22 protein-coding genes are annotated in these 24,856 nt (G+C 71.0%); 2 read left to right on the plus strand and 20 right to left on the minus strand.

Going from position 1 to position 24,856, the window contains the following annotated elements; all coding sequences use genetic code 11:
• Nucleotides 1–25: 25 nt before the first annotated feature.
• The 8 genes from PZE19_RS00750 to PZE19_RS00785 form a co-directional block, all read right to left on the minus strand.
• The gene (locus PZE19_RS00750) at nucleotides 26–442 is read right to left on the minus strand and encodes a hypothetical protein (RefSeq protein WP_277858667.1); all 417 of its coding nucleotides are present in this window, start codon (nucleotides 440–442) and stop codon (nucleotides 26–28) included.
• A 39-nt stretch (nucleotides 443–481) separates the two neighbouring features.
• Nucleotides 482–751, minus strand: coding sequence for a hypothetical protein (locus PZE19_RS00755; protein ID WP_277858668.1), 270 nt, complete (start codon nucleotides 749–751; stop codon nucleotides 482–484).
• 232 nt (nucleotides 752–983) lie between these two features.
• Nucleotides 984–1,940, minus strand: coding sequence for a DUF1559 family PulG-like putative transporter (locus PZE19_RS00760; RefSeq protein ID WP_277858669.1), 957 nt, complete (start codon nucleotides 1,938–1,940; stop codon nucleotides 984–986).
• Nucleotides 1,941–2,072: 132 nt separating this feature from the next.
• A complete protein-coding gene (locus PZE19_RS00765) occupies nucleotides 2,073–3,479 on the minus strand; it encodes a sulfatase family protein (RefSeq protein WP_277858670.1) in 1,407 nt (468 codons plus the stop codon).
• Between the two features lie 71 nt (nucleotides 3,480–3,550).
• Complete coding sequence (locus tag PZE19_RS00770) at nucleotides 3,551–4,798, minus strand: glycosyltransferase (RefSeq protein ID WP_277858671.1); 1,248 nt, start codon at nucleotides 4,796–4,798, stop codon at nucleotides 3,551–3,553.
• Between the two features lie 70 nt (nucleotides 4,799–4,868).
• On the minus strand, nucleotides 4,869–5,783 hold the full coding sequence (locus PZE19_RS00775) for an alpha/beta hydrolase (protein ID WP_277858672.1): 915 nt from the start codon (nucleotides 5,781–5,783) through the stop codon (nucleotides 4,869–4,871).
• A complete protein-coding gene (locus PZE19_RS00780) occupies nucleotides 5,780–8,299 on the minus strand; it encodes a ComEC/Rec2 family competence protein (protein ID WP_277858673.1) in 2,520 nt (839 codons plus the stop codon). Before PZE19_RS00780 ends, PZE19_RS00775 begins: the two co-directional genes overlap by 4 nt.
• 56 nt (nucleotides 8,300–8,355) lie before the next feature.
• Nucleotides 8,356–8,844, minus strand: a complete 489-nt coding sequence (locus PZE19_RS00785; protein ID WP_277858674.1) for a Cif family virulence factor — start codon at nucleotides 8,842–8,844, stop codon at nucleotides 8,356–8,358.
• A gap of 446 nt (nucleotides 8,845–9,290) precedes the next feature.
• Between PZE19_RS00785 and PZE19_RS00790 the strand changes: the two genes are divergently transcribed.
• Both PZE19_RS00790 and PZE19_RS00795 read left to right on the plus strand, forming a co-directional pair.
• Nucleotides 9,291–10,658 carry a hypothetical protein gene (locus PZE19_RS00790; protein WP_277858675.1) on the plus strand — a complete coding sequence of 456 codons (1,368 nt, stop codon included), beginning with the start codon at nucleotides 9,291–9,293 and terminating at the stop codon, nucleotides 10,656–10,658.
• Between the two features lie 142 nt (nucleotides 10,659–10,800).
• Nucleotides 10,801–11,169: a hypothetical protein gene (locus PZE19_RS00795; RefSeq protein WP_277858676.1), complete on the plus strand. Its 369-nt coding sequence runs from the start codon at nucleotides 10,801–10,803 to the stop codon at nucleotides 11,167–11,169.
• Nucleotides 11,170–11,177: 8 nt separating this feature from the next.
• Here PZE19_RS00795 and PZE19_RS00800 read toward each other — a convergent pair whose 3' ends face one another.
• From PZE19_RS00800 to PZE19_RS00855, 12 genes are all read right to left on the minus strand, one after another.
• Entirely contained in the window at nucleotides 11,178–11,708 is a 531-nt protein-coding gene (locus PZE19_RS00800) for a DUF1648 domain-containing protein (protein ID WP_277858677.1), read from the minus strand.
• Nucleotides 11,705–14,041, minus strand: a complete 2,337-nt coding sequence (locus tag PZE19_RS00805; protein ID WP_277858678.1) for an FtsK/SpoIIIE family DNA translocase — start codon at nucleotides 14,039–14,041, stop codon at nucleotides 11,705–11,707. The genes PZE19_RS00800 and PZE19_RS00805 overlap by 4 nt, the downstream gene beginning before the upstream one ends.
• Before the next feature lie 162 nt (nucleotides 14,042–14,203).
• Complete coding sequence (locus tag PZE19_RS00810) at nucleotides 14,204–14,476, minus strand: DNA-directed RNA polymerase subunit omega (protein WP_277858679.1); 273 nt, start codon at nucleotides 14,474–14,476, stop codon at nucleotides 14,204–14,206.
• Nucleotides 14,469–15,080, minus strand: coding sequence for a guanylate kinase (gmk, locus tag PZE19_RS00815; protein ID WP_277858680.1), 612 nt, complete (start codon nucleotides 15,078–15,080; stop codon nucleotides 14,469–14,471). The genes PZE19_RS00810 and gmk overlap by 8 nt, the downstream gene beginning before the upstream one ends.
• 20 nt (nucleotides 15,081–15,100) lie before the next feature.
• On the minus strand, nucleotides 15,101–15,970 hold the full coding sequence (locus PZE19_RS00820) for a YicC/YloC family endoribonuclease (RefSeq protein WP_277858681.1): 870 nt from the start codon (nucleotides 15,968–15,970) through the stop codon (nucleotides 15,101–15,103).
• Nucleotides 15,971–16,089: 119 nt separating this feature from the next.
• Nucleotides 16,090–16,569 carry a preprotein translocase subunit SecG gene (secG, locus tag PZE19_RS00825; RefSeq protein WP_277858682.1) on the minus strand — a complete coding sequence of 160 codons (480 nt, stop codon included), beginning with the start codon at nucleotides 16,567–16,569 and terminating at the stop codon, nucleotides 16,090–16,092.
• Nucleotides 16,570–16,627: 58 nt separating this feature from the next.
• The gene (tpiA, locus tag PZE19_RS00830; RefSeq protein WP_277858683.1) at nucleotides 16,628–17,410 is read right to left on the minus strand and encodes a triose-phosphate isomerase; all 783 of its coding nucleotides are present in this window, start codon (nucleotides 17,408–17,410) and stop codon (nucleotides 16,628–16,630) included.
• Entirely contained in the window at nucleotides 17,410–18,447 is a 1,038-nt protein-coding gene (gene aroF, locus PZE19_RS00835; protein WP_277858684.1) for a 3-deoxy-7-phosphoheptulonate synthase, read from the minus strand. Before aroF ends, tpiA begins: the two co-directional genes overlap by 1 nt.
• 441 nt (nucleotides 18,448–18,888) lie before the next feature.
• Nucleotides 18,889–19,647 (minus strand): hypothetical protein, encoded by a 759-nt coding sequence (locus PZE19_RS00840; protein WP_277858685.1) that lies wholly within the window; start codon nucleotides 19,645–19,647, stop codon nucleotides 18,889–18,891.
• Nucleotides 19,648–19,689: 42 nt separating this feature from the next.
• The gene (locus tag PZE19_RS00845) at nucleotides 19,690–20,142 is read right to left on the minus strand and encodes a TIGR03067 domain-containing protein (protein ID WP_277858686.1); all 453 of its coding nucleotides are present in this window, start codon (nucleotides 20,140–20,142) and stop codon (nucleotides 19,690–19,692) included.
• Between the two features lie 520 nt (nucleotides 20,143–20,662).
• Nucleotides 20,663–22,048, minus strand: a complete 1,386-nt coding sequence (locus PZE19_RS00850) for a DUF3999 family protein (protein WP_277858687.1) — start codon at nucleotides 22,046–22,048, stop codon at nucleotides 20,663–20,665.
• A complete protein-coding gene (locus tag PZE19_RS00855) occupies nucleotides 22,045–24,549 on the minus strand; it encodes a DUF2339 domain-containing protein (RefSeq protein WP_277858688.1) in 2,505 nt (834 codons plus the stop codon). The genes PZE19_RS00850 and PZE19_RS00855 overlap by 4 nt, the downstream gene beginning before the upstream one ends.
• Nucleotides 24,550–24,856 lie beyond the last annotated feature (307 nt).

Below are 24,856 nucleotides of genomic sequence, written 5' to 3' on the forward strand. Positions count from 1 at the left end.
TGAGGGCGCCGGCAGGGCGCCGGGTTCATGCGTCGTCCGCCTGCTCTCGCAGCCAGGGAGCGTAGTCGGGGTACTCGCCGTCCTGCACCACGGGCATATCCCGAGACTCTCCGCCAGCCACCTCGATCCAATCGGCGAAGCCGAGCGCCTTCCAGGAGATCGACTCATCGCGGAGGAGGAGCTGGATGAACCTTTCGGCGACCTCGCGGCCCCACCTCATGGCGCCTTCCTCGCTCTCCGCCCTTATCGTGAGGCCGTGACTGTTCTCGTCGTCCCAGCCATGGCGGTCGTTATTCCGGGCCTGGCGTGGGGTCTCGTAGCCGAAGCAATAGATGAATTCCGGCATCGAAGGCCTCCCATGCCGCCGGTGGGTTTTCGATAGACACGGCAGTATCGCGGCCGCCTTCGGAAGCATGAACAGGCCGAAGGCGACGTGGAGCAACCCCGCGAGCACCCTCTGAAGGCCGCTTGTTTTGATGAGTTAACTCGGGTCGTCGAATAACTCGGACAGAATGTCTGGAGTCTGCCGATTCCAGTCGTCGCCCAGGTGTTCCCAGAGGGCGACCAGGCCCAGTAATTCGGGAGGCGAATATCCGGCGAATCTTCTGCCGTCCTTGCTCGCGCACCACAAGTTGCTGCCTCCGTCGTCCACGACTTCGATCCGTAAAGAGTAGCCCTTTGCTCGCAGTGCTATGAGGGACGGGTTGAAGGTGTTTCCCGCCGCGACGAGGCTGAGCAAGAACTCGTCCATGCCGTGAGACTCCCGTGCCCTGTCATACCCTCGAGCCGCCCCAGCGGCTCGCTTGAATCGCATTCGTCGGTCGACGCATCTCCGAGGCGGTTGATTCCTGCTGACAGTCTGCCCGTGGATTCCGACGAGGCCTCGCGCCCTCTCCCTCATTCTACCCCTGCGGGGTCTGCCTTCCCCCGCGAGGGGGGAAGGCCGTCATACGAGACTCCAGGCGACCCTCTGGAACCGTCTCTCAGAATTCGCTTGCGTCCACGATCTCGCCCCCCGCGCGGGTCCCCATCGCTCGCCAGCTGATGAGGCTGATCGTCTCCTTGACGGCCCGAACATGCCCGTCGGCGAAGACGACCTGAACAATCCCGGGATGACGACTGCCTGCGGTCCACGCGCCATTCGGCACCCCACCGGCATTCGTGCACGATGGGCCGTTCAATCCGACGTCATGGTTGTAAAGATTGAGGCCCTCGCCCGGTTGCAACCACCCGCCGCCCTTCACGCTGGTGACGGGTGAATTCGATAGGTTGACGCCCCGGCCGCAATACGAGGCGAACGGCTCGAAATTTTGATCGCCTGCGAAGCTCGGGGTGTCGAACACGTAGAGCCTTCGATCCGCGACTCCCGAACCTCCGTCCGATACCGACGAGCCGATCACCCATTCGGCGAACAGCGCGGTCTGCGAGGTGCCGTCCATGACGCTGGCGACGTGCACCGGCGTGAGGCTGAACAGGCCATTGTTGGAATACCCCATCTGAAAACCGTAGCCGACGTTGCCGGCGTAATTCGTGGGCGATTTCGTCTGGCTGGAGGCCGAGTCGGCTGGGCACGACAACACGCTCAATCTCGTGCTTTCTGCAGTCGTATTCAGGCCTGCGGGCCAGGTCACCAGGAACCCGCTCATATTTATGGACGAATAGAGCGGCACCTGATCCAGGAAGGGGAGCAGTGCCACGAATTGGGATTGTTGAGCGCCTGACGATCGCAAAGGGAAGATGTGGAAAGTCGACTCGTAGTTGAGGGTCGCCAGCCCAAGCTGTTTCAGGTTAGCCGCGCAGCTCATCCTCCTCGCGGCCGACCGCGCCGCCTGCACAGCGGGGATGAGGAGCGCGACGAGCAGGCCGACGACGGCCATGACGACGAGGAGCTCGATGAGGGTGAAGCCGTCGCGTCCCGATGGAGTTTTCGAGCTTGCCACAATGGTCCTCCTGACCCCGTCTCGCCTTCGGCCGTTACTCGTCCTGGCGGATCTCGGCCCGATGGCGGGTCGACCTTCGACGAAGGGTTTAAGCTTGCTCGGCGATTTTACCGCTGATGTCGGCGGGCGTCTTCACCGGACCTTCGAGAAGTCGAACGCCTCGGGCTCCGGTTGTTCGGATCGCAGCGGGAGGTCGTCGCCGGCTTCGGCCTGACGCTGGCGGAGCAGGGCGGTGAGGCGGGCGACCTCGCGGGCGTGGGCGGGGTCGGACGCGAGGTCGTGAAGCTCGGCGGGGTCGGCCTGGAGGTCGAAGAGCTGGAGCTTGTTGATGCGGGGGTAAACGATCAGTTTCCAGCGGTCGTCGCGGACGGCGCGCTGGAGGTGGCGGTAGGCGGTGAAGAGGTCGGGGCGACGGGTCGGCTCGCGGCCCTGGAAGACGGGGACGAGGCTGAGTCCCTCGCCGCCTTCGGGGCCGGCGACGCCCGCTAGCTCGCCGAGGGTGGGGAAGAGGTCGTGGAGGTAGGCGAACGCGTCAACCTTGCGGGCGGCCGGGACGCCGGGGCCGGCCAGGATCACCGGCGACCGCATCGAGTGCTCGTAGAGATTTTGCTTGCCGAAGAGGCCGTGGCTGCCGATCGCCAGCCCGTGGTCGCCGGCGTAGACGACGATCGTGTCCTCGATGCGGCCCGCATCCCTGAGCGCGTCGAGGATGCGGCCGACCTGGGCGTCGAGGTACTCGATCGAGGCGTAGTAGTCGGCCAGGTTCCGGCGGACGACCTGGGGCGTGCGCGGCCAGGGGGCGAGGCGCTCGTCGCGGACGAGCAGTTCGCCGTTGTCGAAGGGATGCTCGGGCAGGTAGTTGGCCGGCAGCGGGATGGCGCCGTCGCGGTACTTCGCGCGGTACTCGGCCGGCGCGGTGCGGGGGTCGTGCGGGAAGTTGAAGGCGACGTAGCAGAGGAACGGGGCGTCGCCGGCCTGGGCGCTGATGAACCGCGAGGCGGCGTCGGCGAACAGCTTGACCGAATGCTCCCCGCTGAGGCGTTTGTTGACGAACGTGCCGTCGGGCGCGAGGTCCTGGAGCGGGAGCATGTAGGGGTCGCCCATGCCGCCGAGGAAGATCGCCTCGGCCTTCTGGAACGACTTCACGAGCGAGGCCGGCCCGTTGTGCCACTTGCCGGTCGCGAACGTCGCATAGCCGGCGCGGCCGAAGGCGGCGGGCCACGTGTCCTGTCCCTGGAGCTGTTCCTGCACGCGGAAGAGGCCGCGGCCGCTCAGCAGCATCGCCCGCGAGGGCACGCAGACGGCCCCTTGCCTGGCGCCGTTGCAATAGGCCCGCGTGAGGGCCGTCCCGCTCCGCGTCAGGGCGTCGAGGTTCGGCGTGCGCAGGTTCGGATTGCCCAGCGCCGCGATCGTGTCGGCCCGCTGGTCGTCGCTGTAGAGGAAGAGGATGCTGGGCCGGCGTCCGGCCTCGCCGGCCGTCGCCTGGGCCGCCGCGAACATCGTCAGGAAGAGGGCGAGCGTGATGCGGGCGCGGATCATCGAGAGGTTCCAGGAGGTTCGTCGGACCGTTCCACGACGGCCCGCGAGTTTGGGCCTTCCGCCGCGATTTTTCAACGACCCGCCGCGGCGAAGGCCGCGGCGACGAGGTCGGCCGCGCGGTTCAGGCCGTCGGCGGCCTCGATGCTCGCGCGCAGGGCCGAGGCCCGCTCGCGGTAGCCGGGGTCGTCCAGGACGGTGCGGACGGCTTCGCGAATCCGATCGGCCGAGGCGCGGGCGACGGGGACCGAGCGGCCGACGCCCGCGTGCTCGACCCGGACTCCGACGCCAGGCTGGTCGTTCGTCACCGGCAGGACGACCGTCGGAACGCCCTTCTCGAGCGATTCGAGCGTCGTGTTCAGCCCGCCGTGGCCGATGGTCAGGCGCGCTCGCCCGATCAGTTCGAGCTGGGGGGCGAAGCCGACGACGATCGGGTCGCCGGGAAGGCCCCCCAGCGCGGCCGGGTCGCTGCCGCCGCCGAGCGAGATCACGAGCTGCAGGTCCAGCCCCGCGCAGGCTTGGGCGATCATCAGGAAGACGGGGAGCCGCTGGTTCTGGAGCGTCCCCATCGAGACGTACACCATGGGGCGGACGGGGTCGAGGCGATCCCAGGGGAAGTCCACGGCCGCCCGCGCCGCGGGGTCGGTCCAGGGCCCAGTGTAGTGGAAGGTCGGCGGCACGCGTCGGCCCGGCAACTCCAGCGCTGCCGGGAGCTGCGTGATCTGGGCCAGCCGCGAGAAGGCCGCGTTCACCCCGCCGAGGAGGGGCATCCCCCACGCCCGCCGACGAGACTGGATCACCTTCGCGACCGGCCAGCCCATCGCCTGGGCGAGCACGTGCCCCGCCCGGTTCCGCAGCCGGGCCGCGAAGCCCTCGCGGTGGCGCCAGGGGAACTGGAAGGGCGGCGTCTCGGCGTCGACGTTGAGCGGCAGCGCGAGCGCGACGCTCACGAACGGCAGGCCCAGGCGCTCGGCGACCGTCCCGCCGGCCACCTGGGCCTGGTCGACGACGAGCGCCTCGACGCCCGCCGCGCGGATCGCGTCCGGGGCGTCGTCCAGGACCATCCTCGTGCTGCCGGCGACCTCGCGGATCGTGTAACGGAGGGCGGCCATCCCCTTGAGCCGGCCGAGCCGCGCGTCGATCTCCCGCATCGAGCCGGGCGGGTAGGACGTGCGGCCGATCTCGCGGTATTCCAGGCCCGCCTCGCGCACCCTCCGCTCGTAGTCCGGGAGCTGGAAGACGACGACCTCGTGCCCTTTCGACTGGAGCTTGCGACCCAGGGCCGCCATCGGATAGGCGTGTCCCGGCGATGGGAGGCTCAAAAGACCGATCCGCGCCATGGGCGACGCCTGCTTTCTCGCGAGAAGCCTTCAGGGCGGGGGCCGAGGCGGGTCAGATCGACCGGTCGACGAAGTCCAGAACTTCTTCCAGCAGCGGACGGCCGCCGACGCGGGCGACGTCGGCGTGCTTCGCGCCGGGGACTTCGAGGAACGGGGCGGGCGTGGGGAAGGCGTCGGCGAGGCGTCGGGCGAGGGCCGTCGGGATCAGGTCGTCGTCGCGGCCGTGGACGACGATCACCGGCCGATCGAAGCGCGGGGCCATCTCCAGGGCCCGGGGGCGGGCCAGCGACGTGCCGGCGATCTTCCCGGCGCGACGGACGACGAGCCGCGAGAGCGCGGGGGCCATCGGCAGCTTCCGCTTGCGCATGAAGGTCGCCACCGACGCCTGCAGGTCGACCATCGGCGCCTCCAGCACCAGCGCGCGGACGCGGTCGTCCTCGACGGCGGCGCGGAGCGCGATCGCCGCGCCCATCGAGCGGCCCCAGACGACGGGGACGAAGGGCTCGCCGGGGGGGACGAGGCCGGCGAGGGCGTCGAGCCAGGCGTGCAGGTCGTCGGCCTCGCGGCCGCCGAAGCTGGAGTAGGGGCCCTGGCTGGCGCCGTAGCCCCGCAGGTCGATCGCCGCGACGCTCCAGCCGCGGGCGAGGATCGCCGGGCCGCGGTCGAGCAGCATCATGGCGGGGCCGTCGATGAACCCGTGGATCAGGATCATCACCCGGCCCGTCGGCCGCTCCGCGGGCACCCACCGCCCCGCCAGCTCCACGCCGTCGGCCGCGGTGACGCGGATCGTCTCGCCCGGCGACCACGCGCCGGCCCCGGGCGTCCCGGCGTCGCGCTTGGGATCGGGCGGGGGGTCGGAGATCCGCCGGGGCGTGACGAGCGCCCACGCGCCGAACTCCACGACCGCCAGCGCCAGGCCGGCCACGATCCCCGCGCCGACACCCACGGTCGCGATCAACCACGTCATCCCGGCCGCCCCTCCCCGTCCCGCTCGTGTTCGAGGAATCCCCGCGCGACGATCCCCTCGGGCGACCATGTCAGGAGGATCGCGCCGGCCCGCCAGGTCCGTAAGAGAACGATATCCCCGGCCTCCAGGGGCGTCAACGCGTCGGCCGAGCCGGCGACGGGGGGCTTCTGGCTGACGGCGACGATCCGGGGCCGGGCCCAGGCGTAGAGCCGCGGCGGGTTGGCGGCCTTGCCGCCGTGGTGGGGGGCGAGCAGGACGTCGATCGGCCGCTCGGGCTCGGGCTTCGAGAGCAGCTCCGCCAGGCCGAGCTGCTCCAGGTCGCCGGTGAGCAGGAGACGTCGGCCCGCGTGGGAGACGTCGAGCACCAGGCTGCGGGCGTTGTCGGGCGCGTCGGCGGCCCAGCCGGCCGGGGGGTGGACGGCCTCGAACCGCGTCGAGCCCTCGTTCCAGGCCGTCGGCGCGGCCAGCGTTCGCACCGGGACGCCGCGGCGGTGGAGGTCCTGCATCAGAAACGTCGCGGCCGGGTTGTCGCGGCCGACGAAGCCGGGGGCGACGACGACCTCGCCGACGGCGAAGCGGTCGAGGACGTCGGGGAGGCCGTTGAAATGGTCCTGGTCGGCGTGGCTCAGGAACACGGCGTCGAGCCGCGAGACGCCCCGCGACCAGAGCGCCGGCGCGACGATCCGCCGGCCCACGCCGGGGTCGTCCATCCGGCCGCAATCATACAGGAACGTCTTCCCCTCGGGCGTCTGCACGACGACCGCCAGGCCGTGGCCGACGGCCAGCACGTCGGCCTCCAGCGTCGCCGGCCGCCGCCCCAGGCCGGCGAGCATCCAGCCCGGGACGCACCATGCGAAGGCCAGAAGCCAGGCGAGCCGACGGCCCCGCCGCAGGCCCGGCGACGGCTCGTCCCGGTGCGGGCCGGCGTTCGTCAGGTAGACGGCGAGGGCGAGCAGGGCGTAGAACGCCAGGACCGAAACCGCCGGCGGCCCGGGCGTGTACCACGACCCCCACGGCAGCGCCGCGCCCCATCGCACGACGATTTCCGAAAGGTGGAGCGTCCGACCGACTACCAGCCCCGCCAGCCAGGCCAGGGGCGTGGCGCCGACCGCCGCCAGCAGCAGCTTGATCGCGCCCGCCAGCAGCGCGATCGAGGTCAGCGGGATCAGCGGCACGTTCAGCAGGACGCCGACCGGCGAGAAGAGGTGGAACTGCAGGGCCGACAACGGCGCCGCCACCGCCCAGACGACCGCCGACGCCGTCGCGAGCTGCGCGGCGTGATAGGCCAGCCAGTCGCTCGTCCGGTGCAAGATCGACCGGTTCCACGACTCCAGCTCGTCGAGCGGGTCGGGAGGGCCGACGACGCGGGCGTGCACCTCCGCGCCGAACGCGACCGCGGCGGGGAGCAGCCAGAAGAGGGCGGCGACGGCCAGGAACGAGAGCTGGCAGCCGACGTCGAACAGGAAGGCCGGGTTGACCAGGATCGTCAGCGTCCCGGCGAGCGCCATCGCGTCGGCCGGCCGCCACTGCCGGCTCGCCGCGAGCGCGGCGCAGAAGGCGACGGTCATGACCATCGACCGCGTGACCGACGGCGAGCCGCCGACGAGCCCGGCGTAGCCCACGGCGGCGGCCGCCACCAGGGTGTAACGCAGCCGGCGGGGCACGCCGACGACCACCAAACCCAGGCCGATCGCCCAGGCGACCATCTGGAGCTGCAGGCCCGAGACGGCGAGCAGGTGGGTGGTGCCGGTCCTGGCGAAGGCGTCGTCGATCTCGGGGTCGATCTCGTCGCGACGCCCCAGCACCAGTGCCGAGGCCAGCGGCGCGGCGCGGGGGTCGAGGCCGTCGATCAGGCGGTCGCGGCTCCAGGCCCGGATCGCGCCGAGCCAGCCGACGCGCCACGATCGGCCTCGTTCGGGGTCGGGCATCACGCCCGAGGGCTCGTCGACGCCCATCGTCAGGCGGATCCCCTGGGCTTGCAGGTGCGCGCGGCGGTCGAACTCGCCGGGGTTGAGCGGCCCGGCCGCCCGCGCCAGCCGGCCGGCGACCTGGACGGGCTGGCCGGCGACGAGGTCGGAGCGGTCGCCCTGGACCGAGACGTCGGCCCGGCCGGACCGGGGCAGGAAGGTCGCGCCGTCGCAGATCTCGGTGATCCGGAGCGTGAAGCGGGTCCGGGTCCGCGGGTCGTCGCCCGGGCCCCGGCCTTCCCGGGTGCTGCGGCCGACGACCTCCTCGACGTAGCCCCGGACCCAGGCGGGCCGGGGCGTCTCGCCGACCGCCGCGGCGAGGTCGTCGGCCGCCGCGTCGGTCCAGCGCAGGTGGTGATAGGCCCCGCCGGCCGCCGCGAGCGCCGCCGCCAGGGCCAGGCTCGAAAGCCGGGGCCGCCGGAAGGCCAGCAGCGAGGCCGCCGCGAAGCCGAGCAGCCCGCCCGCCCAGGCGGTCGCGCCCCAGGGCTCGAAGCGGCGGTCGACGACCACGCCGACGGCCAGCGCGACGAACACCGGGGCCAGCGGCACGACCGGCCACGACGGCGACCGATCCGGCCACGCGCGGGCCGACGGCCGCGGTCCGGCTATTTCCCGAAGGTCAGGTAGATTTCCATGCTGCTGATCAGCCACTTCCCGTCCTTCTCGCGGCGGACCTGATGGAACGGGACCTTGACCGAGTCGGGCTTGAGCGAGTCGGTGTCGAACGTCCCGTCGATGGTCAGCACGTCGGGGCTCATCAGCCGGGCGCGGTCGACCAGGTTGCGGGCCTTGATCGTCTCGGGGTTCTTGAAGAGCTTGGCGTACGCCTCCTCGATGCGGGGGCGGCCTTCGATGACCTCGCGGACGAGCTTGCCGTCCTCTTTCTTATAGGTCGTGAGGACGGCGGCGTCGTCGTAGGTGGCCGCCATCGCGTGGGCGTTGAACGTGTCGAAGATCGCCGCGCCTTCGGCGGTGACCTTCTCGGCGATCTTGCGGGCCGACGCGTCGGGTTCCTCGGCCATTGCGGCGATGGGCGCGAGGGCCAGGGCGGCGAGGGCGGGGGCGACGCCGGGGGAGAGCCAGCGGTTCATCATGACGGCTCCAACTTGGGGAGAGGAGGCCCGGTTTCGAAACGCATCCTTCATTGGACCCCGGCCGTCTCGCCCACGCAACCCCGACGACCGACGCAACGGCATGGAAATCGCTTATATGAATCCTAAGGTATTCCGATTCCGGGTCCTTGTAGGCGTCGATCCAGAATGATAGGGTGAGATCGACTCTTCTCTTCTTCCGAAATTCAAGACGATCCATCGCGTGCTCATTTCAGGCCTTCCCCAAGGGCCCTGCGTTCGTCGTCCGCGCCTCGCGGATTTTCGCGCGCCGGTCCCGTGAAGGAAGGCCCGATCCCCTCGCCGGGGGAGGACGCGTCCCGGGGCGATCCCGCCCCTGCGGGGAACGGTCCTGAAGGGAATCGTCCGGCCGTCGCTTCGCCTATTCTCACATCCGAGGGACGCATTTCATGGGGACTCGACGTCCGTCCGTGGCCGTTCGCTTCGCGCGCTCGGCGGCATTCATCGTGGGCTGCACGACGACGCTGGCCGCCGTCGCCCAGCCGCCCGCCGCCGCCCCGGCCGTCGCGCCCGCGCCGACGTACCGCAAGGACGTCCGCGCGATCCTCCAGGCGCGGTGCGTGAACTGCCATCGCAAGGACAACGTCGCCCCGTTCGCGCTCGAGACCTATGAGCAGGCCCGCAAGCGGGCCCACGACCTGGCGGCCGTCGCCGAGGCGCGCACGATGCCGCCGTGGAAGGCGAACCCCCGCTTCGGGCCGCCGCTCAAGCACGACCCCACGCTGAGCGAGGCCGAGATCGAGACCCTCCGGCTCTGGGCCGACGCCGACTCGCCCGAGGGCGAGGGGGCCGACGAGACGGCGGCCGCGCCCGCCCCGACGCAGGGGGCCTGGTCGCTGGGCGAGCCCGACGTCGTCCTGGAGATGCTCGAAGAGTTCGTCGTCCCGGCGAGCGGATCCGACCTCTACCGCTGCTTCGTGATCCCCTCGCGGTTGTCGCACGACGTCTACATCTCGGCCGTCGAGTACCAGCCCGGCAACCGCCGCGTCGTCCACCACCTGATGGCCTTCATCGACCTGCAGGGCAACGGCCGCGAGCGCGACAAGGCCGAGGAAGGGCCGGGCTACACGTCGTACTCCGGCGCGGGGGTCCCGATCGACGGCGACCTCGGGGGCTTCGCCGCCGGCAACCAGGTCGTGCACCTCCCCGAGGGCGTCGGCCGACTCGTGCCCCGCGGGTCGGACGTGATCCTGCAGGTCCACTACCATCCCACCGGCAAGCGCGAGGTCGACCGCACGCGGATCGGCCTGCACCTCTGCCGCAAGCCGGTCGAGCAGTCGATCCATTGGGCCAACGCCACCAACGACAAGCTCCGTCTCCCCGCCGGCGACCCGAACGTCGAGGTCAAGGCGGCGTGGCACGTCCCGATCGACGTCGAGGCGCTCGGCGTCACCCCCCACATGCACCAGCTCGGCCGCGACTTCCGGATGACCGCGACCCTCCCCGACGGCACGGTCCGCGAGCTGATCGACGTCCCCCACTGGGACCCCGCCTGGCAGAGCACGTACTACTTCCAGGACCGGATCCCGCTCCCCAAGGGCTCCACGGTCCAGGTCGTCGCCCACTTCGACAACTCGGCGCACCCGCTCAACCCCAACAGCCCGCCGAAGGTCATCACCTGGGGGCCGGCCGCCTCCGACGAGATGCTGGTCGGCTACATCGGGGTCGTCAAGAAGGGACAGGACCTCACGCGGTCCGGCGAGAAGGACGACCTCTTCCAGATCCTCGCCCGGCAGTACGTCCGCAAGTTCAACCGCGAGCGCTACGCGCGTCGTTGAGGCTTCCGGCGCGGCGCGTGTTTCGATTTTTCACGCGCATGTTCTTGAAAACCACACGCACGGCCGCGAAAATAGTGCGATTGAGGGCGATCGCCTCCGGTCGCCGTCGGTGTTTGGTCTTTCCCGCGAGACGCCAACCATCATGATGAAGCGAACCCTTTCGCTGGCCGCCTTCGCCCTCCTGGGCGCGGCCTTCGCCCCCTCCGCCTCGGCCCAGTCGGGCGACCTGGCCGAATCGGTCGCGAAGGAGGGCAAGGCCCAGGTCTCCCAGCAGCAGCAATACTCCTCCGCCCGGCGGAGCGGCCACATGTCCACGCCGCGGTCGAGCCTGAACTACGGCGGCGCCGACGGCACGGGCCGGTTCGACATGTCGGGCCATTCGGTCTCGGGCTACTTCACCGTCCGCGACCGTTCGGGGACGAACTTCTCGAGCCGCTTCGATCCGGGCCGTCGCCGGCTCCCGAGGTCGACGTATTACTCCCGCGCCGCCAGGTCGCCCGCCCGGCCCTGACGGCCGGGTCACGACCGCTCGTCGACCCGCCAGGCGCGGAACCCGAAGGCGTAGACGACCGCGCCAAGGGCGATCAGGTAGCCCGCGATCAGGACCAGCCCCTCGGCGAGCGGCAGGCGGGGCGGGTCCTCGCGATGCGCCCGGACGATCTCCAGGTGGACCGCCAGGAAGAGAGCGGTCGTCGCGGCGGCGATCGCCAGGCCCAGCGCCGACAGGCGGTCGAGCGTCTCGCGGCGACGCTCGGGCGCGAGCCAGTACTCCCGGTTGGGGAGGTTGATCATCTCGTCGGGCACGACCCGCGCCAGGTTGACGGGGACGGCGCAGAAGATCGCGACCGCCGCCGCGCCGAGCAGCAGGATCGCCGCGTAGGCGGGCCGCGACGACCAGCCGTCGGCGCGGCCGTCCGCCGCGAAGTGCGAGGCCACCCGGGCCGGCAGCCGCGAATAGGTCGCCGCCACCGCGACGACCAGCGCCCCGTACGTCGCCGCGAGGGCGAGGGCCGTCGTCTTCAGGGGGTTGCGGTCCGGTCCCGCGCTCACGCGGCCGCCCCGTTCGAGTCGCCGGACGCGTCGCCGCCTTCGGCCCCGCCCTTGAGGGCCTCCCACTCTTCCCAGGTGTAGAGCACCTCGCGGGCGGAGCCGCTCTTGAACTCGCCGACGATGCCGTCCTCGGCCATGAAGTCGATGAGCCGCGAGGCCCGGCCGTAGCCGATGCCCAGGGCGCGCTGGAGGAGCGAGGAGGAGCCCCGGCCCTCGCGGATCACGACCTCGATGGCGGGCTCGTACAGGTCGTCGCGCTCCTTGAGGGCCGACCCGCGCTCCTTGCCCGAGGGGCCGCCCACGTTGAGCTGCATCATCTCGCGGCTGTACTCGGCCGGGTACTGGCTGAGGTACTCGGTGACGCGGTTCAGCTCGGCGTCGGAGACGTACGTCCCCTGCGCCCGGACGATCTGCGAGGTGCCGGGGATCAGGAAGAGCATGTCGCCGTTGCCCAGCAGCTTGTCGGCGCCCATCTCGTCGAGCACGACCCGCGAGTCGCTCCGGCTGGCGACCTGGAAGGCGATGCGGGCCGGCATGTTCCCCTTGATCAAACCCGTGACGACGTCCACCGTCGGCTTCTGGGTCGCCAGGATCAGGTGCATGCCGACGGCCCGCGACTTCTGGGCGAGCCGCACGATGTGCTGCTCTACCTCCTTGCCGGCGGTCATCATCAGCTCGGCGATCTCGTCGGCGACGATGACGATGTAGGGCATGAACGTGGGGATCCGCGCCGCCTCCTCGTCGTCCTCGGGCTGCATCCGGGCGAGGATCTCGTCGGGCCCCAGCGCGTTGAACGACGAGATGTTGCGGACCCCGGCGCGGGCGAGGAACCCGTAGCGCTCGTCCATCTTGTCGCAGGCCCAGGCCAGGATCGACTCGGCCTTCTTCATGTCGGTGACGACCGGGTGCATCAGGTGCGGGATCTTCTTGAACTGCGAGAGCTCGACCACCTTGGGGTCGATCATGATCATCTTGACCTCGTCGGGGCGACGGGTCATGAGGATCGAGAGGATCATCGCGTTCAGGCAGACCGACTTGCCCGTGCCGGTCCGGCCGGCGATCAGCAGGTGGGGCATGTCGGCCATGTCGAACGCCATCGGCGTCCCCTTGACGTCCTTGCCCAGGAACAGCGGGATGCGGCACTTGGAGAGGGTCCGCTCGACCCCCTCGATCACCTCGCCGAGCCGGACCATCGTGCGGCGGTCGTTGGGGACCTCGATGCCGACCGTCGTCTTGCCCGGGATCGGCGCGACGATGCGGACCGTCTGCACCGCCAGGGCGATCGCCAGGTCGTCGGCCAGGCCGGCGATCCGCGAGACCCGCAGGCCCGCCTCCAGCTCGATCTCGAACTGGGTGATGACCGGCCCGGTGTCGATCTGGACGACCCGCACCTGATAGCCGAAGTCCAGCAGCGTCCGCTCCAGCAGCATCGCGCGGGCGTGGATCTGGGCCTCGTGCTCTTGCACCTGCGGCGGCGCGGCCGGCTCCAGCAGCTCGAACGGCGGGAGCTGGTACGGCGACCCGGGGTCGATCTTGGGATACGAGTGCGCCGCGTGCGCGACGGCCGGGACCTGGGCCTGCGGCGGCCGCGCCGGCGGCAGGGCCGGGCCGCGCTGGACGAGGGGGCCGGGGCGGGCGGCGACCTCGGTGAAGACCGCGCCCCGGGGGAGGGCCGCCCGGGGGGCGTGGTCGTTCCCCAGGGCCTGCGGGGCGGGCTGCCAGTCGGCGAGGGCCGGCACCCCCGCGATGGGGGCGGGCTCGCGACGCCGCCGCCGCAAGAGGCCGGGGATCAGCGCGGACAGTTCCTGGGCCGGCAGCGAGACGAGGGCCTCCTGGCAGAGCGCCGCGCCGAAGAGGGCGGCGGCGGCCAGGATCAGGAGCATCCCCGCCAGGCCGAAGTGGCTCTCCAGGGCGGCGACGGCCATGGCGCCGGCGTAGCCGCCGGGGCCGACCGGCGCGCTGGGGCGCAGGCCCGCGGCGAACTTGTCGATCAAGGCGGCGGCGACGGTCAGGACGAGCAGGAAGCCGACGGCCGGCGCGACTCGGTCGGCCGGTCGGCGGGCGCGGGCGACCAGCAGGTTGAGCGCGAGGAGCGCCCCCAGGGCGAGCCACGACGCCCAGCCGAATGCCTGGTGGACGAGGTGGGCCAATCGGGCCCCCACCGGCCCGCAGGGGTTGGCGAGCTGCGCCGTCGCGGCGGCCGCGTCGGGCCGGCCGCGGCCGGGCAGGGCGTCGGCCGGGTCGTAGCCGACGAGGCTGAGCGCCAGGAAGAGGTTGAGGATCAGGAAGGCGAGCCCGGGGGCCGAGCGGAACAGGCGCTGTCGCAGAAGCATGGGTCCCCCCGAACGCCCCGCGGCGGCGGCCGCCTCGCGGCGGCCCCTCGGCGCGGAATCCCACCAAGTCGATGACGGAGTCGGCATCCCCTGTCATCGGACGGACGGTCGCGCCGGCTTCGGGGGAATCGCGCCCGCCGCGGGGTCAGGCGCGGGTCGCGCTCATTCCGCCGCCTGGGTAAGGTCGACCGTGCCGCCGTCGGCGTCGTAGTCCTCGGTCGCCTCGGTGGTCTGGAGCTTGCCGGTCATGTCGAGGTAGATCTTGTCCTGCATGATCTCCTGGATCACCATCGAGATCTTGTCGAGGCCGCGGCCGTCGATCAGCGGGCGGGCCCCCTGGTTCAGGGCGATCATCCGCTTCTGGATCAGGGTCGAGAGCTTGAACCGGCCGCCCACCTTGTTGACGATCTCTTCTTCCTTCAGTTCTTCAATCATGGTCGATCCCGTCTCCACAGAGGTGTCCCGCGAGCGTCGCGACGAGCGCGTCGACGCAGGTTTCCAGATCGTCGTTCACGAGTTGGACGTCGTAGCCTTCGGCGGCCTCGATCTCGCGGCGGGCGTTGGCCAGCCGGCGGGCGATCGTGGCGTCGTCGTCGGTCCCCCGCTCCCGCAGACGCGTCTCGAGCGCCGCGAGCGAGGGGGCCTGGACGAAGATGAGCAGGGCGTTGGGGACCTTGCGGCGGACCTGGAAGCCGCCCTGGACGTCGATCACCAGGACCACGCAGATCCCCCGGGCCAGGGCCTCGCGGACCGGCCCGGCCGGCGTGCCGTACCAGGCGCCGTGGACCTCGGCCGATTCCAGAAGGTCGTCGCGGAGCGCCTCGAATTCCTCGGGGCCGACGAAGTCGTAGTCCAGGCCCGGGACCTCGCCCTCGCGGGGGGCGCGGGTGGTCGCCGAGATCGAACGCCGGACCCTGGGCCCGGCGCGGTCGAGCAGGCGGTGGACCAGGGTGCTCTTGCCGGCGCCCGAGGCGCCCGACAGGACCACCAGGCGGCCCGGCAGCGTCGTCCAGTCCGTCTCCCCCGCTTCGGCTTCCACGTCGGCCCTCGCGATGGTCGTCATTCGACGTTCTGCACCAGCTCCCGGATCCGCTCCAGGACGCCCTTGATCTCGACCACGATCCGGCTGATCTCGACGTCGTTCGACTTCGAGCCCACGGTGTTGACCTCGCGGCCCATCTCCTGGACCACGAATTCGAGCTTCCGGCCGCCGCTCTCGGGGCCGTCGAGGATCTCCTCGTACTGCTCCAGGTGGGCCCGCAGCCGGACCAGCTCCTCCGAGACGTCGCTGCGATCGGCGAGGATGGCGACCTCGCGGATCAGGTCCTTGGCGTCGATCGCGACGCCGTATTCCTGCACCAGCGCCTGGACGCGCTCGGTCAGCCGCTTCTGGTACGACTGGACGAGCAGGGGGGCGCGGTCGGCGACGCGGGCGAGCGACTCGCGGATCGAGCGGACCAGGGCCAGCAGCTCGGCGGCCATCGCCGCCCCCTCGCGCGCCCGGGCGGCCTCGAAATTCTTGAGGGCCTCGGTCGCCACCCTGGCGATGACGGGCCACTCGCCGGCGACGTCGGGCGCGGCGGTCCGGAACTCCTCGACGATCCCGGGGAGGCCCAGCAGGGCGCCCAGGTCGACCGGGCCGCCCCCCAGGCGTTCGAGCTGCTCGCGGTAGCTGGCCAGGGCGACCTGGTTGAGCCGGTAGTCCTCGACCTTGCGGGGCCGCTCGATCCGGACCGACACCTGCACCGTGCCGCGGCGGGCGTATTCGCGGGCGAGCTGCTCCAGCTCGGGCTCGAGGCGGCCGTAGGGGTCGTTGATCTTGGCGCTGATCTTGAGGTGCCGGTTGTTCACCGAGCGCACCTCGGCCGTGATCGCCAGGCCCGCCTCCTGCGCCCGAGCCTCCCCGAATCCGGTCATGCTGAGCAGCAAAGGCGGCCTCGTCGGTCGGTGTCGAAGAACGGTCGAAGCGAGGCGGTGGTCGTCCGCCTCGCTTCCTGTGGGTCTCGTCGCGTTCGGCCCGGCGTCCGGGCTTCCGCCCGGGTCGGGGTTCACTTGGGCGTCGGCGGCGGGTCGTTGCCGGGGGTCAGCGGGAAGGTGCTGGCGTCCGGGATCGCCGGGACCTTCTCGGCCGGGGCGGTCGGCGCGGGGGCCGCGACGGGGGAGGCCCCCGGCGTCGTCGTCGTGGTCGCGCCGCCGGCGTCGACGGGCGCGGCCGCGGGCGGGACGGCCGACTTGTTCGTCAGGTCGCGGGTGCGCGACGTCGCCGCGTCGTCGAAGAGGGACGAGCCCTGCTGGCTGCTGGTCAGGATCACGAGCAGCATCGTCATCAGGATCCAGATGGACGCCGCGACGATGGTGATCCGGGTGAACGTGTCGCCGGCCTTGGTGCCGAAAGCGCTGGAGCCCCCCGCGCCGCCGAAGGCGCCGGCCAGGCCGCCCCCCTTGCCGCGCTGGATCAAAACCAGGCAGATGAGGAACAGCGACAGCAGGACGAGGATCGTGTTGAAGATGGCGGTCAGTACGGCCACGATGGGAATCCTTTGGTCTCGGTCGGGGTCGGGGGCGATGTCGGGCGTCGGGATCCGATCACGACTTGCCGGCCGCCGTGACGTCCCGGCCCGCCTTGATGATGGCGAGGAAGTCGGCGGCCTTGAGGGCGGCGCCGCCGACCAGGGCGCCGTCGATGTCCGGGCGGCTCAGAAGCTCGGCGGCGTTGTCGGGCTTGACGCTCCCCCCATACTGGACGACGACCCGGGCGGCCGTCGCCTCGCCGAAGACCTGGGTCAGCCAGCCCCGGATGTAGGCGTGCACCGCCTGCGCCTGCTCGGGCGAGGCGGTCAGGCCGGTGCCGATCGCCCAGACCGGCTCGTACGCCAGCACGACGCCCGCCATCTCCTCGTTCGAGAGCCCGGCGAGCGAGCCGGTGAGCTGCTCCAGCAGGACTTCCTCGGTCTTCTCGGACAGCCGCTCCTCCTTGGTCTCGCCGATGCAGACGATCGGGATCAGCTTGGCGGCCAGGGCGGCCTTGAGCTTGCTGTTGACGTGGGCGTTGGTCTCGCCCATGCCGTGGCGACGCTCGCTGTGGCCGAGGATGACGTGGGTGCAGCCCACGTCGACGAGCATCGGCCCGGAGATCTCGCCCGTGAACGCGCCGTTGGACTCCCAGTAGAGGTCCTGCCCGGCCAGGCCGATCGGCGAGCCTTCCAGGACCCGGTCGACGGCGCCCAGGAAGACGAACGGGGGCGCGAGCGCCACGTGGACGTCGGTCGCCGAGCCCAGGCCGTTCTTGACCCCCTCGGCGAGGGCGGCGGCGGCCTCGGCCGTGGTGGGGTTCAGCTTCCAGTTGCCGGCGATCAGCAGCGTTCGCATCAGACCGAGACTCCTTCGCAGACGTCGATGGTCGCGCCCATCAGCTCGGCGAGCCGACGAAGCTCGGCCGTGAGGCGGGCGTATTGTTCGGGCAGCAGCGCCTGGGGGCCGTCGGAGAGCGCCTTCTCGGGGCAGGTGTGCACCTCGACGTGCACGCCGTCGGCCCCCGCCGCCACGGCCGCCCGCGCCATCGCCGGGATCAGCTCGGGCCGGCCCGTCGCGTGGCTGGGGTCGACGATGATCGGCAGGTGGCTCAAACCCTTGACGTTGGGGACGATCGACAGGTCCAGGGTGTTCCGCGTCGAGTCCTCGAACGTCCGGATCCCGCGTTCGCAGAGGATGACCTCGCGGTTCCCCTGGGCCAGGATGTACTCGGCCGACATCAACAGGTCCTTGACCGTCGCGCTCATCCCGCGCTTGATCAGGACGGGGAGCCGGACCTTGCCGACCTCCTTCAAGAGGTCGAAGTTCTGCATGTTGCGGGCGCCGATCTGGAACATGTCGGCGTACTTGGCGACCAGCTCGACCTGGCGCGGGTCCATGACCTCGGTGACGACCGGCATGTGCAGCGCGTCGCCCACGCGGCGGAGGATCCGCAGGCCTTCCTCGCCCAGGCCCTGGAAGCTGTAGGGGCTGGTCCGGGGCTTGAACGCGCCGCCGCGGAGGATGTTGGCGCCGGCGTCGCGGACCTTGACCGCCGTCTCGTACAGCAGGTCCTCGCCCTCGATCGCGCAGGGGCCGGCGATCATCGCCAGGTGGCCGCCGCCGATCCGGACGCCCTTGACGTCGAAGACCGAGTCCTCGGGGTGGAACTCGCGGCTGGCGAGCTTGAACGGCTTGAGGATCGGCACCACCTGCTCGACCCCGGGGATCGCCTGCAGGGGCTCGACCTGCAGCTTGTCCTCGTCGCCGATGACGCCGATGATGGTGCGCGCGACCCCCTGGCTGAGGTGCGGGGTCAGCCCCAGCGCTTCGATCCGCTCCAGGACGTGCGCCACCACGTCGGGCGAGGAATGGGGCTTCAAGACGATGATCATGGGACGCGGGTCTCGATCGAGTTCACTTCGTATTTCGGAAGGCTTCGGCCGGGCGCCGGGCGTGCAAGACGCGCGCAAACGAGCATCGACCCTCAGCGTGTGTGGGAGGACCATCCTACCGCATCCCACCCCCGGCGCGAAGCGCTCGCGCGAATTTCCCCGACCCTAAAATCCTTCCCCCCTCGCGGGGGAAGGTGGTCCGAAGGACCGGATGAGGGGGTGACGAGCACGGCCGCCGTCGCCCCATCGTGTTGCGGGATTACGGATTCCAACGCGGCCTCGCGCGGCCTCCCCCTCATCCGACCCCTGCGGGGTCTGCCTTCCCCCGCGAGGGGGGAAGGGGTCGGAGGACTTGAGGAACCGTCTCTCATTTCGACACGTTTCGCCGCCGCCCTTCGGCCGGTGGTATCGGGGCCGGCGCGCGGTCGGTTGTCGCGGGCCTCACGGCTGCGGTTTCGCGTCTCGCCGAGTCCCCCGCTTCTGTTCCTCGGTGGCCCGAATCAGCCTGAACATCGGCTCCGTTCGCCAGACCTCCTGTCGGGTCAGGTCGAACGATTCGTGGGTCAGTTCATACTTGTCGACCAGGGTCAGGGTGTGACGCCACCGCTCCCCTTCGCGGAACGTGAGCCTCGTGAAGTCGCCGGACAGGGATGCGGCCTGCATCTTTTCGGGGGGATAGCCCGAGCGGTGGACGTCCAGGCTGGAGCCGACGACGATCCAGAAGCCCGTATCGTCCTCCCAGTGCCCGACCCAGGTCTCGCGGTCGAACGCTCCCACGTCCCAGCGCGTGCCGGCCACGAAGGGGGTCTCGCCGCGAATCAGGCTCGTCGCCTCGGCCGCCAGCTCCGGGTACTGGGCGCGGTTTTCGTAGGTCGGCCGGTACTGGGCGTTCAGGCCCCGCCACGCCTTCAGGACGCGGTCCAGGCGGCCGTCCTCGATCTGCTCGATGGACGCCTCGATCAACGCCTTCGTCGCGGAGCCGAAATCCGCGTTGTACTGGAAGTGCGAAACGGCGGCCCCCAGGGCCCACGCCGCCACGGCCACGACCGCCGTCGCGGCGATCCCGAGCGCGATCCGCACCTTGCGGCCGCAGCGGAACTCGGACGCGAGCCACGCGACGGGGAATCCCATGACGGCCAGGATGAGGACGAGCCCGATAACAAACTCCGACAAAACTGAAGTCTCGTGGTCGGTCGTCATTCCTCGTCCTGGCCTCGGCCCTATCGCTCGGTCATGGGTCGTCTACTTCTTCTCCCGCTTGAACTCGGAAAGGGCGCGGACGCTTCCCTCGCCCGCGGAGAATTCCGTGGGGCGGACGGGTCGGTCGGGCATGGCGAAGCAGATCCGCAACGTGTCGCCGTCGAGTTCGTAAATGCCAAGATAGACCACGCCCTTGTACTCGCCGCCGGCCACCTCGATGTCGATGGTCTTGGGCGTCCTGGTCGGGTCGAGCGACTTGGCCTTCCATTCGACGACGGTTTCGTCGCCCCGTCGCATCGTCCAGTTGCCATCCGCGTCGATGGCCCTGCGGGTGTCCTTCAAATCGGCTTCGAGGACCTTGAACCCGTTGTTCTCCGCCGACACCGGCCTCCATGTGCCGGCCATGGCCTTCAGCTCCTTCTTGGAAGCATCGTCCTGCGAGTCGCCGGAGGCGTCGGCCAAGCCCACCAGCAACAGGGCCGTCGCCAGAAACATCGAGGCCGTTCGTGGCATAGGTCGAAACTCCACGGGGTGGACTGACGGCTTTGCCGTCCTGTTCGCGGCTGGATCAGGACTCAACCTAACACAGGTCGCTCGTTTCGACGATCCGGGCGGTCAGGATGTGGGCGATCCCGCTTCGCGGGCGGCTCCCCTCCGTCGTTCGCTTCGCTCCGTCGCTGCCGCAAGCTCGCCCCGGTCCGCCTATCGCGGGCGTTTTCCACGAGAGGAGAGGGCGATTTCGCCAGGCCCGCCCTGGGTTTGAGATCGCGTTCAAAAAATCGCCGAATCGGTGCCATGATCCTATTGTCGGGTCGATTTGCGCGGGCGCGTCGTGCCGGCAGATGAAGGCAGTCGGGGAGGGCGGAAAATGAAGACGTGTTTCGAGGGACGAAACCCGGAAAATCGATCTTAAAATCAATGTTTATAGCGATTTATGGCCGATGGGTTCGTTGGTCGTGGTGACGGACGAAGCCGATTCGAAGCCAGTCGCGGCGGCGGGCCTGGGAGACGGCTCTCAGGCGTCGAACTCGTCGAGCGGCGTCTTGTCGACTCGCCGGACGGCCTGGAGGATGACCCAGGCGAGGACGGCCGTCATGAGGACCAGGGCGAGGGTCAGCCAGAGGGTGGCGTCGGCCCGGACCGGCTGGGTCGCGGAGGGGCGGCGGCCGGCGTCGGGGATCGGGGCGCCCAGGGCGACGACCTCCCGGGGGCGGGCCGGGCCGAGGGCGGCCAGGACGGACTCGGCGTCGTACTGGGGAGGGGCGAGGGCGTCGGAGCCGTAGGCCAGGCGGTAGGTCCGGCCCGGCGAGGCGAGGAAGGCGAGGCGGTGGTCGGCGACCTCGCCGTCGACCCCGGTGACGTCCAGGGGCGGGTTGTCGCCGTCCTCGACCACGATCCGCAGGCGGCCGGCCCGGCGCTCGGGGACGTCCAGGCCCAGCCCCTCGCGCCGGAAGGCGTCGAGCTGGTAGAGGAAGAGCGTCCCGCGACCGATGTCGACCCAGCGGCCGGGCGGTCCCTCCTCGACCTCCGCAAGCACCCGCGCGGGGCGGTGGAAGTTCCGGCTCGACGTCCGCAGGGTCAGGCGGGTCAGCGGCAGCCGGCCGGCGTCGACGTCGATCCGGGTCTCGCGCTCGCGGCGGTCGGCCTCCACCTTCAGGACGCCGAGCGTGACGGTCGACGTCGCCGGCTCCTCCCCCGTGGTGCGTTCGACGGTCCGCCAGAAGGCGATGCGGTCGATGCGGAAGGGGCGGCGGAGGATCGTCTCGACTTCGGTCCGGCGATCGCGCTCGCCCTCGGTTCGGCTGCGGCTCAACTGGTGGAAGGGGGACCGCAGCTCGTCGGCCTCGCGCTCGAAGACCAGCTTGAACCAGCGGAAGCCCCGGGCCGCGAAGGGGACGTCGACGTCGCGGACGTCCATGAACCGGGAGTAGTCGAAGATCCGGGCGTCGTCGATCAGGGGCGTCCAGGCCTGGCCGTCGCGGGAGCCGAAGACGCGGACCCGGCGCTCGAAGTCGGCCAGGGGCGTGCGGACGGTCGCGCCGGCGGGCTCGGGGGCGTCGTCTTCGAGGCGGGCCACGACCTCCAGGGCCTCGCCCTCGACGACGTTCAGCGAGACGACGCGGGACCGGACCTCCTCGCGATCGGCGACGGCCCGGCGGCGAACGCCCCGCTCGACGGCGTAGGGGACCTCGGCGTCGCGGTCGTCGAGGATGCGGACGTCGGGGAAGCCGTCGCGGGTCTCGGCGTAGATCGGGGCGTCGATCGGCACGACCAGGATGGCGTCGCCGCGATCGCGCCGGACGATCTCCCGGTGGAACTGCAAGGGGGGCCCGGCCGAGGCCGCGGAGCCGGCGAGGGCCAGGCCGGCGAGGAGCAGGGGGAGGCGGGCGGACGCGGTCATGGTCGGGCTCCCTCGTCGCGGGGTTCGAGGGTCCGGGCGAAGACCGCCTCGGACCGGAGGTAGACGAACGCCCCGAAGAGGATCAGGACGCCGAGCAGCAGGAACGCCACGATCCGGTAGAACGGGTCGAGGGTCGCCAGGTCGACCAGGAAGACCTTGAAGCCCACGATCGTGAACAGCCCCAGGCCGACCTTGCGGATCAGTCCGATCCGGTGCCGGATCCCCGCCCCGATCAGGCCGAGCGCGAAGACCGTCCAGAGGATCGAGACGCCGCCGGCCCGGAGCGTGGGCACGAACCGGGCGAGGATGGTGTGGGTCTCCAGCGTCAGGAAGACGAAGGCCATCGCGGTCGCCAGCCCGGCCGCCGTCGCGGCCGACGCGACGGGGACGTCGCCCCGGCCCTCGGCCCCCCGCAGCCGCGTCGCCGCGAACGCGAGGAACCCCGTGACCGCGCCGAATTCGAGCGTCCGCATCAGGGCGTCGAGCGGGGAGTAGTCGCCGCCGTAGGTGAACGTCGGGTCGAGCCCCCACCCGGAGAGGTCGTAGACCGCAACCTTGATGAGCACCCCCGCAATCGCGAACGCCAGGGCGATCCAGGCCGCCGGGGCGGCGCCGGGCCGGGCCTGCACGATCAGCGCCAGGCAGGCCGCCAGCCACAGGAAGGTCAGGGCCGTCGCCGTCGCGGCCGGGAAGAGGTCGCCCACGGTCCGGGCGATCTCCAGGTGCAGGAACAGGAAGGCCATCGCCGCCGCGACGATCACCAGGCCCTTGGCGAGGCCTGTCACGCGCGGAGCCTCGGCCTCGCCGTCGTCCAGGGAAGTCTCCCAGGCCCCGCCCGGCCGTCGCAGCAGGTACGCCGCGCCGGCGATCGAGGCGATCGGCACCCCGAATGCGATCACCCGCTGGAGCACCAGGCCGAAGTACGCGGCCGCGCCCGTCGTCGCCGGGTCCGACCAGCCGTAGGATCGCGGCAGGTCGATCAGGCCGAACCGGAAGAGGACCAGGGCGTAGAGGGCGAACGCCGCCCCCCGGAGGAAGCCGCTCCGCATCTTGCCGGCGAGCCAGAGCGTCGTCAGCGCCTGGACGGCCCAGCAGACGGTGATCCAGTCGCGCGAGAAGGCCAGGGGGATCGTCACCGCCAGGAAGAAGCTGGCCAGGCCGAGGAACCCGTACAGCAGCCCCCGGTCGCGGACGTCCCGGACCAACAAGTAGCCCACGTGCGCCAGGTGGAAGAGCGCCAGCCCCAGCGCGACGACCGCGGTCCCCCGGATTCCGTACGACCACTCGACGAGGTAGTAGCTCATCCCGAAGAAGACGGCCGCGTTGGTCGTCAGGCCGATCCATTCCAGCAGCGTCGACGGCTCGCGACGGGCCACGCTGAAGACGATCATCGAGGTGGAGTACAGCACGAAGACGGCGACCAGGTACGGCATCGTCTCCCAGAACCGGGACGGCTCGTAATTCATCAAGGTCGCCAGGAACAGCCCGTACGTCGCGACGAACCCCAGGTAGTTCAGCAGCCGCCAGCTCCTCCGCGCGCTCACGGCCAGCACGCCGCAGCCGAGGAGCAGCAGGTAGACGTAGAGCCCCTGGTAGTTCCGGCTGCCGCTGGAGAGGATCAGCGGGGTCGCATAGCCGCCGCAGATTCCCAGCACCGCGACGAGCAGCGAGTCGAACCGCACCGCGAGCACGCAGGCCGCCGCGGTGATAAGCGCCATCAGGGCGAAGGCGGGCGTCGAACCGATCAGGTGGTGGAACCCCGAGGCCGCATACACGCTGAAGTAGAAGGCCGCGATGCCCGCCCCCAGGAAGGCGTGCCCGAGCGGCCGGTAGCGGCCCCCGAGCAGGCGGATCCCGGCCGTCAGCAGGCCGGCGCCGGCGACGATCGTCATCGCGACCCGGAAGGCGGGGGCGACCCAGCCGCGGTCGATCGAGTACTTCAGAAAGAAGCCCAGGCCCGTCACCAGGATCACGACCCCCAGCCGCAGCAGCCAGGTGCTGGCGACCGCGAACTCCACCGACACCCCCGGCCGGCGGTGCTCCTCGCCTACCACGATCCAGTTGCCGATCTTGGCGAGCGCCTCCCACGCCGCCGTCTCGAACCGGCCGGGCTCGCGTGGGCGAGGCGGCGGAGGCGGGACCGGAGCCGCCCGCGCGGGGGCCGGGCGAGGGGGCTTCCAGAGGGCTTCGGTCGCCAGCACGGGCTCTTCCGACAGGGAATAGCCCGCTGTCGGCGCGGGTGCCGGCGCATGGCCCGGCTCCGGCGTCGGCGCCGCCGCGGGGGCTCCGACGAGCGTCGGCATCAACGCGGGATCCAGGGGGACGGGCTCCGCGATCGGGGCCGGCGTCTCGGCGATCGGCCGGCGCTGGACGACGAGTCGCCGGAGTTCGTCGATCCGTCGCCCCAGGGACGCGATCTCGGCCGTCTGGCTCCGCGTCTGCGCGATCAGCCAGGCGATCAGGCCGAGCAGCCCGAGGAAGGGGATGACGTCGAAGATCATGGCGGTCGCCCTCGTTGCGCATCGCGTCGCCGGCCCCGGGCGGGGCGGGGCCTCTGAAGGCATCATGGCCGGGCCGTCCGCCCGCGTGACACCCATCAGGCGGATTCCGATGGATTATCCCTTCTCCCGCCGGGAGAAGGTGCCCCGCAGGGGCGGATGAGGGTCGTCGGGGCGCGGAGGGAGCGGCGGGCTCGGAGTTCGTCGTCCGCCTCGAAGTGCGGCGACCCTCATCCGGCCGTCCCGGCCACCTACTCCCGGCGGGAGAAGGGTTTGGATGCTCGGCGTTCCGGGCGTCGTCCACCAATGC

The sequence above is a fragment of the Paludisphaera mucosa genome, from assembly GCF_029589435.1.
Taxonomy (GTDB): Bacteria; Planctomycetota; Planctomycetia; order Isosphaerales; family Isosphaeraceae; genus Paludisphaera; species Paludisphaera mucosa.